The sequence below is a fragment of the Paenibacillus sp. A3 genome, assembly GCF_001399685.1.
In the GTDB taxonomy this organism is placed as follows: Bacteria; Bacillota; Bacilli; order Paenibacillales; family NBRC-103111; genus Paenibacillus_G.
This window is the reverse complement of the sequence record NZ_JTHN01000117.1, coordinates 23104-34742: the sequence shown is the minus strand read 5'-3', so window position 1 is coordinate 34742 and position 11639 is coordinate 23104. Positions and strand designations below refer to the sequence as shown.

Here is an 11639-nt window from a genome sequence, read left to right as displayed (position 1 = left end):
AATCCGCGTATCGTCGGGAATTTTTCCGTTCTCCAGCGGCACGTTGAAATCGACCCTGACAAATACGCGCTTACCGCTAACTTCTACGTCACGAACGCTTTTCTTATTCATCTTCCATGCCTCCCAGCGGTTTTGTCTCTTCCTACCCACACACAAAAAATTGTGGGAATGTGCCTGGTTTCCATTATTGAAAGGCAGCTCGCGCGAGCGCAAATGGGGTGTGTCGTAGAGCGCTAGCGCGGTTCCTTTGAATTTTCGTTTCATTCTATCAAATATTGTTAAAAGAAACGAAAGTTCAACAGAACCCGGAGACACATCCCATTGCGTACGATAAGCGAGCTGTCTTTCAAGCAGGTTTTCAGAACATCACCACAATTTTACCATTACAGACCTTTTTTCGCGATAAAGCTTACCAGATCGACGACACGGTTGGAGTAGCCCCACTCGTTGTCGTACCAGGATACCACTTTCACCATGTTGTCGCCGACAACCATCGTGGACAGCGCGTCGATCGTGGAGGAAGCCGGATCACCGTTGTAGTCGCTGGATACGAGCGGCTCTTCGGAGTAGTTCAGGATGCCTTTCAGCGGGCCGTTAGCCGCTTCTTTCAGAGCGCTGTTTACTTCGTCGACCGTTACGTTTTTGCTCAGTTCAACAACGAGGTCCGTAACCGATACGTTCGGCGTAGGAACGCGCATCGCCATACCGTTCAGCTTGCCTTTCAGCTCCGGCAGTACGAGGGATACGGCTTTCGCAGCGCCTGTCGTCGAAGGAATGATGTTTTCAGCAGCTGCACGAGCGCGGCGCAGGTCTTTATGCGGCAGGTCGAGCACTTGCTGGTCGTTCGTGTAGGAGTGAACCGTCGTCATCATGCCTTTAACGATACCGAATTTGTCGTTAATAACTTTGGCGAAAGGAGCCAAGCAGTTCGTTGTGCAGGATGCGTTGGAGATGATCGTATGTTGAGCCGGATCGTATTTATCTTCGTTAACGCCCATAACAACCGTGATATCTTCGTTCGTTGCAGGCGCGGAGATGATAACTTTCTTCGCTCCGCCTTTCAGGTGAAGCTCGGCTTTCTCTTTTGCGGTAAAGATCCCTGTGGATTCAACGACGATTTCAACGCCGTTTGCAGCCCAAGGCAGGTTTTCCGGATTGCGCTCGGCGAACACTTTAATCGTTTTGCCGTTCACGATGAGCGCGCCTTCGGTAGCTTCCACCGTAGCGTTCAGACGGCCGTGAGTCGTGTCGTACTTGAGCAGGTGAGCCAACGTTTTTACATCCGTCAAGTCGTTGATAGCGACGATCTCCACCTCAGGATTGCCAAGTGCTGCGCGGAATACGTTACGACCGATACGTCCAAAACCGTTAATACCAACTTTTACCATGTTGAAAGCCTCCTAGAAATGATTTGGTGTCCGCTGCTCCCGGCAAGGTTTCGTAGAATTACGACCGCGGCAGCGATATGTCAAGACAGGCAGAGCCCGTCAAGATAGCAAGCGATTGACAACTTCCCAGGCAGCCGCCTCGTCGGTGACCAGCACGTCCTCGTGGCCGTGCTTCAATACCGAAGCGATCGACTCGCCCTTACTTTTGCCTCCGGCAATTCCGATCACATGGTCCATGCAGTGAATGTCTTCGATGCGCAGCCCGATGGTCGGCATTTTGTGCAAAATGTTTCCGTCCCGGTCAAAATAGTACCCGAACGCTTCCGCAAGCGCGCCGTCGCGCCGCAAGCTTTCGGTCGTCTCCGGGTCCACCTTACGCCGTCTGGCCATTACCATAGCTTCTCCGATGCCGTGAACGACAATCCGCGCACCGCGGATGAAGGCGATGATCTCGGCAATGTGGCTATCCTGCATCAGCGATTGATATGCATCCTCGCCGAGATGGTCCGGAACGTGCAGCAGCCGATAGCGGCCGCCCGCTTTCTTCGCCATCGTCGAGGCGATCGTGTTCGCCTGAAGCTCGACGCTTTCCCCGAGTCCGCCGCGGGCCGGTACGAACCAGCAGCCCTTCATCGGAGTCGCCGGCGTCAAATGATAGGCCACTTCAGCCATCGTGGAGCCGCCGGTTACGGCAATGGTCTCGTCTTCGCCGACCAGCTTCCGCAATACGGAGGCGCCGGCTCGGCCAAGCTCTTTCTTCGTATGAGGGGAAACGTCCGAGTCGCCGGGGACGATGATCACCTGCTTCAAGCCGAAGTGCGAACGTATGCGTTCTTCCAGCTCCGTCAGACCGAACAAGTCTTTGACGAGCGGTTCGAGCCGCTCCAGCAGTTCTCTGCCCGACACGCTGATCCGCATGCCGGAAGCTTCGACTTCGATCAAGCCCTGCTCCTTCAGAAAATCCACTTCCGCGCGGAGCACCCGCTCCGTCGCTCCCACCGACAGCGCCAGCGTCCGCCGGCCCACCAAGCCGGATACCATGATGTGATGCAGGATCGTATATCGCTTCTTCATGGTGTCGACCAGATCGGGCAAAAGCTGCTTTTGAATGTCGAGGATTTCTCTCATGGATTCACACCCGCTTAAGATTGCAGCTTTGTTGGACGTTTTTTGTCCCAGTGCTGCATTTTGAGTCCCACATACTCTAAAAAAAGTACTAAGTTTGTTTCACTTAGTGTCCCCATTATAACCCATTCTTCCCTTCGCATCAAGTGCCTTCGTCACCGTTCGACATTCCGTTAGCGGTCCGGAGCCGCTATTCTTGCGGCAATTCAGCATGAAAAATTTTTTTATTGCCAAAAGGTTGCTTTTCTTGGGCTTATGGCTTATAATAATTTTTGCTGTCAGTTATTGAAGCACAGCAAACTTAACTTTCATATGCGCCCGTGGTCCAATGGATATGACGTAGGCCTCCGGAGCCTGAGATCAAGGTTCGATTCCTTGCGGGCGCGCCATTTACACACAATCAGTTTGAGCAAAACTGGTTTTTTTATTTCCTTGGTTTGACCTTTCTTGACCTTTGTTTGTTTTTCGTTTATGATGGTTATAGTTTGAATATAAAGGAGGCTGCAGCCGATGAGTTTCATTCCAATGGTTGTCGAACCGGATGCAAGAGGAGAACGCGCATATGACATCTATTCGCGTCTGCTCAAGGACCGGATTATTTTTCTCGGAAGTCCGATCAACGATGTTGTAGCCAATTCGATTATCGCACAAATGCTGTTCCTGGCCGCAACCGATCCGGATAAAGACATCAGCTTGTATATCAACAGCCCTGGCGGCTCCATTACGTCGGGGATGGCGATCTATGACACGATGCAGTTCATCAAGCCGGACGTGTCCACGATCTGCGTCGGCATGGCGGCATCGATGGGCGCCTTCCTGCTGGCCGCGGGAGCGAAAGGCAAACGCTTCGCCCTGCCGAACAGCGAGGTTATGATTCACCAGCCGCTCGGCGGAGCCGAAGGCCAAGCCAGCGATATCGAGATCCGCGCGAAGCGCATCCTGAAAATGCGCGACAAGCTGAACACGATTCTCGCCGAGCGCACAGGCCAATCGTTCGAGCGCATCGAGAAAGACACCGACCGCGACAACTTCATGTCCGCAGAGGAAGCTCAAAACTACGGCTTGATCGACAAAGTTATCGAACGCGTATAACCCGATCAGGTCAGCACGAAAAGCCCAGCCGTTCCACGGCGCATCTTTGGATGCCTCCGTGCGAATGGCCGGGCTTTTTTTGCGTAGAAAAAGACCTTGCTCCGAAACCGCATTGGCGGGTGAAGAGCAAGGCCTTGTTATTTACCTTTATTCCGCCGCACGTTCATCGAGCGGATAGAAGATCAGTTCGATCGGCAGCGCCGAGCCGGCCGGCGGACTGAATTCGATATCGAGCGAATCTTCTTTGCCCGTCGTTTTGGCCAGAATCTGCATGCCGTCGAAAGCGGTCATCACCCCGGATGCAGGAGCCAGACGGATGTCGCCGTTAATTTTGAACGGTCCTTTGTATACGCCGCCCTTCGGCAAAATCATGACGGCCATCTTCCGAGGCTTGTCGGCATGAATCTTATAAATGACGCCGTAGTTGCCGTCGTTCTTCACTTCCATCTTGCGCATCGGATCGTATCCCGGCTGGAACGGATCGGTAATTCCGTCGCCAATCAAGAGGCGGGACGGCTTCGTAAAGGAAGAAGCATCGATCTGCCACGTCATCTCGGATACCGGGAAGGAGCCTCTTACATGCCCCTCAAAAGGAAGCAGCGGCAGAGTCAGCGAATTTTGAGAAATTTCACGGTCGGCTACGAACGAGAACTGCACTTTTCCGTCGGTCTCGACATCATAGAACAAGTTAACGCCTTGATCCGGATAGAAATCCGGCATTTGCTTGTAAATAAACGTTTGGTGAGCCGGAATCGTAATCGTCTCGTTGATCTGGTCGTTCATCAGGAAATCGACCGTCGCTTCGCTGCCGATCAAATTGGCATACACCGAAGGCCACACTTCGCCTTTGTTCGTCGTCTTGACCGTAACCGGCTTGTCCGTCAAGTTTTTGGCGAGAATCGCCATGCTGACCTTTTCCTTCGTCCCGTTGATGTGATCGGCGTACAGACGTCCTTTGCCTTCCACTTCATCCTGGTACAAAATACCACGCTCCGTGAACGTCTCCGGGCTGTCGCTGACAAGCAGTTTACGCGAACGGTCTTCGCTCACCGTCTTCGGCAGCTGCGGCAGCTCCCAGAACGTACCCCAGAGCATGCTCCAGTCGGTCTTGATAAACGAGCCAACCGGCTTCATGAAGATCGGATATTCAATCGCACTCAGATAAGTGTCGTTCCCGATGACCAGATTGCGGGCATAGGTCTCACTCTTGTTACCGTGAATATCCCATACGGTCAGCGTAATCGGATACGTCCCGGGAGTGAAGAAAGCTTCCTGCTTCCCGGTCCACTCATACCGCGCAATCCCTTCCGCATCCGGGTCATAGCTCAGATCCACGTATTTGACCGGTTCCCCGATCTTGTAGCTCGGCTGGGCGAACGTAAATTTCGCTACCGGATTCGAGTTGCCCCGATTCGGATCGAAAATACCCGTCGGCGCCTTCACATGCAGCACTTCCACGCGGCGCAGCTCGTTGTTGTACGTATACTTCGCTCCCATGTAATCGGCCAGCCAAGTCAGTTTAATCATCAAGCGGCCGTTTACGATCGCGGCTACGTCGTCGAACTTCATCCAATAGCCGTTAATCCACACCGACTTGTTGTCGATGTCGATCATGATATTATGGCTTGGCGTCACCATTTCGATTTGGCGCGTCTTATCGTTCCATTCGACTTTCATCCCGAACGCATCGCCCAAAAACTTGGCGGGCACGAACGTCTTGTCCTTCAGAATCGTCGCGGGCGCATCCAGTTTGACCTGCTTGCCATTCAAGAAGGCATCGGGCTTATCGATATACAGCAGCACATAGGTGGTTCCGGACGACATCGGCGCCTCTTTCTCTGGGGCAGACGTCAGTGGCGCCTCTTTCCCCGGGGCGGACGACGTCGGCGCTTCTTTCCCTGGGGCAGGCGACTTCGGCGCTTCTTTCTCTGCGGCGGATGCCAGCGGCGCAATGCCAAACGACATCAGCATGGCCATAACCAGCAGAACGACCCATTCTTTCTTCAACGGCTTCATTCCCTCTACTCCTCTTTCTGCGCTTCTAATGGTGCCCGATACAGAAAAAAACCTTTTCCGGTTCAAAGACACGTCAAATTAGACGCATCAGCCCAAAAAAGGTTGCGCTTTATTTACAAGTATCCTATGTGACAAAATAAGGAACGCCGCAAAGAAAAAAGCTTCCGGATCGGAAGCCCTGTGGCGGTTTATTGGTTTTCCAGCTCTTCCTTGCTGACCAATGTGACTAAAGCGTTTACAGCCTGTTCGGCGTCCGAACCTTCCGCACTTATGTGAACTTCGGTTCCTGTGCTGATAGCCAAACTCATAATGCCCATAATACTTTTGGCGTTGACCTTCTTCTCGTCCTTCTCCACAAAAATCTCCGAAGAAAACTTATTCGCTTCCTGAACGAAAAGCGCTGCCGGTCTGGCGTGAAGGCCTGTTTTCAACTTGACGACTACTGGGCGTCTCGACATGCAACCAATACCCCCTACAATCTTTGAATTCCTAAAAATAAGGAAGGGCATAACGCCCTTAGCGTAAACGAATACATCGTCCTGCAGGACATAGACAAACGGTTGACCAACGATTTCGGCATTGAAGCGCAATCTGGAAGACAGTCTACCCGAAACCGATTTAAAAAAAGCGATTTTTCAAACATTATATCATTTTTCGGCAGTTTGCACTAGAATTATTGCAAATTTACACAAAAAATCTATAATTGGCCGATTCTACTCACGATTTCCGCAGCTTTTCAGCCAATTCATCGATCTTGCGCAGCCGGTGGTTTACCCCGGATTTGCTTACTTTGCCTTTCAGCAGATCGCCGACCTCTTTAAGGTTCATATCCGGATGCTTGAGCCGGATCTCCGCCACTTCCCGAAGCTTGTCGGGCAAGTTGTCCAGCCCCACTTCCTTCTGCAGCAGCCGGATGTTGTCGATCTGCCGGACGGCGGCGCCGATCGTCTTATTCAGATTGGCGGTTTCGCAGTTGACCAAGCGGTTCACGGAATTGCGCATATCCTTCATAATCCGGACGTCCTCGAACCGGAGAAGCGCTTGGTGAGCGCCGATCAGGCTTAGAAACTCGATGATCCTCTCGCCTTCTTTCATGTAGAGGACGAAGCCCTTTTTCCGCTCGATGCATCTGGCGTTCAGATCGAACTCGTTGGCCAGCCGCACCAGCGCCTGACAGTGCTCCTCGTACATCGAATAAATCTCCAGATGGTACGACGACCCCTCCGGATTGTTCACGGAGCCGCCCGCAAGGAACGCCCCGCGCAAGTAAGCGCGCTTGCAGCAGCTGCGTTTGATGATATCCGGTTCAATGCCGGGGGTGAACAAAAACCCTTCGGAGACGATATGCAGCTCCGACAGCAGGTTTTGCACTTGATTCGGCACGCGTACGATATACACGTTGTTTTTTTTGAGCCGCATTTTTTTGCGGACGAGCAGCTCGGTATGCACCTTGAACGATTTTTTGAGCAGCGAATAAATGCGTCTGGCAATCGCGGCGTTTTCCGTCGAAATATCGAGGACGATCTTCTGGCTGGTCAACTGCACAGCCCCGTTCATGCGGATGAGAGCGGACAGCTCGGCTTTCTCGCAGCAGCGCTCCGACTCCGTCATGGTCAGTTCTTTTTTCGTCTGGGCGGCGAAGGACATGGGAATCACCTCTTCTTGAACATCCAGCTCTCCACCAGTTGATAAATATGTTGACTCAGCTTTTCTGCGTCATGACGCAGATAGGTCCGGAACAGAACGAGCTGGTCGGCTATGACCTTATAGCCCTGCTTGGTCACTTCGTCCAAATCGAGCGGAACGATCTTGGCCCCCTGCTCGGCATACTTGCTCTGCACCTGCTCCGGGATGTCCCCGTTGTTCACGATCACGTAGTCGAACAGCTCGCTGCCGACGTGGTCGCGCACCGCTTTGAGATGGTCGCTGACCTTGTAATCGTCGGTTTCGCCCGGCTGAGTCATCACGTTGCAAATAAAAATTTTGAGCGCATTCGACTCGACGATCGTTTTGGCGATTTCCGGCACCAGCAGATTGGGTAAAATGCTCGTATACAAGCTTCCCGGACCGACTAGAATCGCGTCCGCCTCCCGCAGCGCTTCCAGCGCCTCCGGGAGCGCCCGAACGTCCTTCGGCTCGATGGACACCTCGCGGATAACGCCTCTTGCCTTCGGGATATTGGATTCTCCCTCGACAATCGACCCATCCTCCATCAGCGCCCGCAGCACGATCGAATGATCGGAAGCCGGAAGAACGCGCCCGCGCACGGCCAGCACCCGGCTTAACTCGCGCACGCCGGTGACGAAATCGCCGGTGATGTCGCACATGGCTGCCAACATTAGGTTACCCAAACTGTGGCCTGCCAATCCGTTGCCTTTATCAAAACGGTAATCGAGCAGCTGACCGAGCAGCGGCTCCACGTCCGCCAGCGCAGACAAGACGTTGCGGATGTCACCCGGCGGAATCATTTCCAGCTCCGACCGCAAAATGCCCGAGCTTCCCCCATCATCGGCTACGGTGACAATCGCCGTAATGTCCACGGGCTTATGCTTTAGTCCCCGAAGCATGACTGACAGCCCTGTCCCCCCGCCGATCACGACGATGCGCGGAATGTACGTTTCCCTCTCCCGGTCAAACGTCATTTCTTCACCTCAACCCGGTCGCGTTCGGAATCGCGGTGACTGACCCGAACGACTTCCGTTTCGCTATTGCCCATCATTTTCCCGAGATATTCGGCAATCGCCACCGAACGGTGCTTACCGCCCGTACAGCCGATGCCGATGACGATCTGGCTTTTGCCTTCTTTCTTGTACTGGGGAACGAGAAAGTGGAGCATGTCGAGCAGCTTCGCGAGAAACTCCTGGGTTTCGGTCCACTTCATGACATATTCGTACACATCCGGGTCTTGCCCGGTGTTGGGGCGCAGATTGTCCACATAATGCGGATTCGGCAAAAAGCGGACGTCAAAAATAAGATCGGCGTCGATCGGAATGCCGTACTTGAAGCCGAACGAGATGACGTTGATCGAAATGCCGCTGTTTTCAAGGTTGGTGAACCGGGAAATGATTTTTTCCTTCAGCTGCGCCGGCTTCAGGTTGGATGTATCGATCACCTGCGTAGCGTGGCCTTTGAGCTCCTCCAACAGCTTGCGCTCCTGCTGAATCCCTTCCAGCGGAGCTCCCGTCGGGGCCAGCGGGTGCTTGCGCCGGCTTTCTTTATACCGCTGCACCAACGTGGAATCCATGGCGTCGAGGAACAAAATCTCGTGCGTCAGCGTGTAGTTCTCGCTCAAGTAGCGCAGCGATTCGGACAACGAAGTGAAAAACTCTCTCCCCCGCAGGTCGATAACCAGCGCAACTTTGCCGATCCGGCCTTTGGACTGCTCGATCAGCTCGGCAAATTTGGGAATCAACACCGGAGGAAGGTTATCCACGCAAAAAAAGCCCAAGTCTTCCAAGCTCTGCACCGCAATCGTCTTGCCGGCTCCGGACATGCCCGTAATGATGACCAGCTTTCCGAGAGTTTGCATATCTTCCATGGCTGCTCCTCCTGAGGACGCTCCGTTCGGGTCTTTTCTCTGTCGCAGCAGGAAAGTACCTACGGGTCCTGTTCAAATCGTGTTCCTGGAATAATAATAAAATGGTCGGAACACGATTTAAAAGGGACCACGTAAACTCTCCGTTATCTTTCCTGCTGCTTACGCAGACCCGACCTTCGCTATATATCTATCTGTTGGCGCTTTGAAATTTGTCGCGCCGGTTGTTTATACGTAAAAATCCGGCCCGGGTTTCCGGGCTTCAGCGGATGCTGGACCGATGCGCAGGCTTCATGAGCCGTGCAGGTCGGTCGCCTGCCTTTAGCTGTGCAGGTTGAGGCCCGCTGCGCCGACGACGCCGGCATCGTTGCCGAGAACGGCCGGGACGATGTCCACGCCTTCTTTGGCTGTCTCTTGGGCATGCTCGTTGTAGTACTTACGAATCGCATCGAACAGGATCTCACCTGCCTTGGATACGCCGCCTCCCACGATAAAGCGCTGCGGGTTCAGAACGACGGAAATCGCCGCCATCGATTTGCCGAGATACAGCGCGGCGCGGTTAATGATCCGCAGCGCCGTTTCGTCGCCCGTTTTGGCCGCGTCAAACACGTCTTTCGCCATAATGTTCTCGACAAGCGCCAGAGACGTATGCTCGCCCCGCTCCACGGCTTCTTTGGCCATGCGGATGATGCCTGTCGCCGACGATACGGTCTCCAGACAGCCTTTCTTGCCACAGCCGCATTCGATTGCCTCGAGATCCGGCACGACAACCATGTGGCCGAGCTCGCCGGCCATGCCATTGTAACCCTGATAGATGCGGCCATGGATAATGACCCCGCCACCTACTCCGGTGCCCAGCGTATAGCAGACGACATTCGGAATGCCCGCGCCTGCGCCGCTCCATGCTTCTCCAAGCGCAGCGACATTAGCGTCGTTGTCGATTTTGACCGTTTTGCCAAGCTTCTCTTCCAGAATCTTCTTGACCGGCACGTTGCGCCAGCCCAGGTTGGGCGACAGCTTGATGAAGCCTTCGGGAATATCCATGAACCCGGCGATTCCCGCACCGATGCCGGCGACTTGCTCCCATTCATATGGAGATTCGTCAACCAGCTTACGCACATACTGCGCGATATTTTCCAGCACTACCTCTGCGCCATGTTCGGTACCGGTCGGACCTTCGTACGTTTGCAGCAGCTTGCCCTGCTCGTCGCATAATCCGACTTTAATCGCGGTTCCTCCCAAATCGACTCCTACATAAACACGTTCTCCCATACCTGTCGAATCACCTCGTACCCTATCCGTTATCTGTAAGCTCCTGTTCCAACTATAAGGCAACCTACCTAGAAGGTCAAGATTAGCCATGGGGAAGCCGGAGACTCCTCCGAGAGTGTGTCGAGAAAGTGTCAATGACCGCTTTCCAGTCGCTTAATCACGGAAGAGGCTTAAGACGGAAGGTAATTTTTTTAAGCATGAAAAAGGCGCAGAACGCAGAGTTCCACGCCTAAATGGCGTTGTTACAGGGACTTGCTCCAGTCGTGCACCATATGCCCTTCCAGGAACTTCTCGCAGTCGAGCGCCGCCATACAGCCGCTGCCGGCCGCCGTAATCGCTTGGCGGTACTTGCTGTCCTGCACGTCGCCGCAGGCAAAGACGCCTTCGACGTTGGTCAGAGACGTTCCCGGCTTGACCAAAATGTAACCGACTTCGTCCGTGACGATTTGCCCGCCGAGGAAGTCCGTGTTCGGCTTGTGGCCGATCGCTACAAAGATGCCGTCGGTTTCGATAATTTCCTCTTCGCCGGTCTCGTTGTTTTTCACCTTCAAGCCCGTTACGCCTTTTTCTCCGGAAATGACTTCCAGAGGCGTGCGATTCAGGCTCCATGTAATTTTTTCGTTTTGGCGCGCGCGGTCCTGCATGATTTTGGAGGCACGCAGCTCGTCTCTGCGGTGCACCAGGCGCACTTCCGTCGCAAAACGGGTCAGGAAGTTCGCTTCCTCCATCGCCGAGTCGCCGCCGCCCACGACAATGATCTTCTTGCCTCGGAAGAAGAAGCCGTCGCACGTTGCACAGGTGCTGACGCCGCGGCCGATGCTTTCCTTCTCGTTCGTAATGCCGAGCAGCTTCGCCGAAGCGCCAGTCGAGATGATGAGCGATTCGGCTTCGATATCGCCGAGGCCTTCCACATTCAGCTTGAACGGACGCTTGGACAGATCGACCTTGTTCACCCAGCCCGTTTTGAACTCGGCGCCGAAACGCTCCGCTTGCTTCCGCATGTTGTCCATGAGCTCCGGGCCCATGATTCCTTCCGGGAACCCCGGGAAGTTCTCGACTTCGGTGGTCGTCGTCAATTGCCCGCCCGGTTCCGGTCCTTCGATGACGAGCGGGTTCAGGTTGGCGCGGGCCAAATAAATGGCAGCCGTAAGTCCCGCCGGGCCGGTTCCGATTACGATCGATTTGTACATAGAGGTTCCTCCTATCGCATC

The 11639-nt window shown here is 54.0% G+C and carries 11 protein-coding genes and 1 tRNA gene; 2 read left to right on the top strand and 10 right to left on the bottom strand.

All coding sequences use genetic code 11. The features are described from left to right. The 3 genes from pgk to QJ48_RS18375 form a co-directional block, all read right to left on the bottom strand. The coding region (pgk, locus tag QJ48_RS36030) for a phosphoglycerate kinase (protein ID WP_082420571.1) at nt 1–111 on the bottom strand (111 nt) is incomplete at its 3' end. Between the two features lie 272 nt (nt 112–383). Further along, the gene (gene gap / locus QJ48_RS18380; RefSeq protein ID WP_010500417.1) at nt 384–1388 is read right to left on the bottom strand and encodes a type I glyceraldehyde-3-phosphate dehydrogenase; all 1005 of its coding nucleotides are present in this window, start codon (nt 1386–1388) and stop codon (nt 384–386) included. A 99-nt stretch (nt 1389–1487) separates the two neighbouring features. Continuing rightward, the gene (locus QJ48_RS18375; protein ID WP_054974996.1) at nt 1488–2516 is read right to left on the bottom strand and encodes a sugar-binding transcriptional regulator; all 1029 of its coding nucleotides are present in this window, start codon (nt 2514–2516) and stop codon (nt 1488–1490) included. Between the two features lie 311 nt (nt 2517–2827). Between QJ48_RS18375 and QJ48_RS18370 the strand changes: the two genes are divergently transcribed. Then, nucleotides 2828–2902 (top strand) — tRNA-Arg (locus QJ48_RS18370). A gap of 121 nt (nt 2903–3023) precedes the next feature. Next, a complete protein-coding gene (clpP, locus tag QJ48_RS18365) occupies nt 3024–3605 on the top strand; it encodes an ATP-dependent Clp endopeptidase proteolytic subunit ClpP (protein ID WP_054974995.1) in 582 nt (193 codons plus the stop codon). A gap of 147 nt (nt 3606–3752) precedes the next feature. Here clpP and QJ48_RS18360 read toward each other — a convergent pair whose 3' ends face one another. The 7 genes from QJ48_RS18360 to trxB form a co-directional block, all read right to left on the bottom strand. Continuing rightward, nucleotides 3753–5621 carry a stalk domain-containing protein gene (locus QJ48_RS18360; protein WP_054974994.1) on the bottom strand — a complete coding sequence of 623 codons (1869 nt, stop codon included), beginning with the start codon at nt 5619–5621 and terminating at the stop codon, nt 3753–3755. A gap of 188 nt (nt 5622–5809) precedes the next feature. Then, entirely contained in the window at nt 5810–6079 is a 270-nt protein-coding gene (locus QJ48_RS18355; RefSeq protein WP_010500412.1) for an HPr family phosphocarrier protein, read from the bottom strand. Between the two features lie 259 nt (nt 6080–6338). After that, nucleotides 6339–7268, bottom strand: a complete 930-nt coding sequence (gene whiA / locus QJ48_RS18350) for a DNA-binding protein WhiA (protein ID WP_054974993.1) — start codon at nt 7266–7268, stop codon at nt 6339–6341. 5 nt (nt 7269–7273) lie between these two features. Continuing rightward, on the bottom strand, nt 7274–8263 hold the full coding sequence (gene yvcK, locus QJ48_RS18345; RefSeq protein WP_054974992.1) for a YvcK family protein: 990 nt from the start codon (nt 8261–8263) through the stop codon (nt 7274–7276). Further along, nucleotides 8260–9159, bottom strand: coding sequence for an RNase adapter RapZ (rapZ, locus tag QJ48_RS18340; protein WP_054974991.1), 900 nt, complete (start codon nt 9157–9159; stop codon nt 8260–8262). Before rapZ ends, yvcK begins: the two co-directional genes overlap by 4 nt. Nucleotides 9160–9477: 318 nt before the next feature. Continuing rightward, the gene (locus tag QJ48_RS18335) at nt 9478–10428 is read right to left on the bottom strand and encodes an ROK family glucokinase (RefSeq protein WP_054974990.1); all 951 of its coding nucleotides are present in this window, start codon (nt 10426–10428) and stop codon (nt 9478–9480) included. A gap of 242 nt (nt 10429–10670) precedes the next feature. After that, entirely contained in the window at nt 10671–11618 is a 948-nt protein-coding gene (gene trxB, locus QJ48_RS18330; RefSeq protein ID WP_010500406.1) for a thioredoxin-disulfide reductase, read from the bottom strand. Between the last annotated feature and the right edge of the window lie 21 nt (nt 11619–11639).

Bases quoted from the DNA above. Each gene is read 5' to 3' on its own strand.
- gap (WP_010500417.1), bottom strand. From the start codon at position 1,388: ATGGTAAAAGTTGGTATTAACGGTTTTGGACGTATCGGTCGTAACGTA.
- QJ48_RS18375 (WP_054974996.1), bottom strand. From the start codon at position 2,516: ATGAGAGAAATCCTCGACATTCAAAAGCAGCTTTTGCCCGATCTGGTC.
- clpP (WP_054974995.1), top strand. From the start codon at position 3,024: ATGAGTTTCATTCCAATGGTTGTCGAACCGGATGCAAGAGGAGAACGC.
- QJ48_RS18360 (WP_054974994.1), bottom strand. From the start codon at position 5,621: ATGAAGCCGTTGAAGAAAGAATGGGTCGTTCTGCTGGTTATGGCCATG.
- QJ48_RS18355 (WP_010500412.1), bottom strand. From the start codon at position 6,079: ATGTCGAGACGCCCAGTAGTCGTCAAGTTGAAAACAGGCCTTCACGCC.
- whiA (WP_054974993.1), bottom strand. From the start codon at position 7,268: ATGTCCTTCGCCGCCCAGACGAAAAAAGAACTGACCATGACGGAGTCG.
- yvcK (WP_054974992.1), bottom strand. From the start codon at position 8,263: ATGACGTTTGACCGGGAGAGGGAAACGTACATTCCGCGCATCGTCGTG.
- rapZ (WP_054974991.1), bottom strand. From the start codon at position 9,159: ATGGAAGATATGCAAACTCTCGGAAAGCTGGTCATCATTACGGGCATG.
- QJ48_RS18335 (WP_054974990.1), bottom strand. From the start codon at position 10,428: ATGGGAGAACGTGTTTATGTAGGAGTCGATTTGGGAGGAACCGCGATT.
- trxB (WP_010500406.1), bottom strand. From the start codon at position 11,618: ATGTACAAATCGATCGTAATCGGAACCGGCCCGGCGGGACTTACGGCT.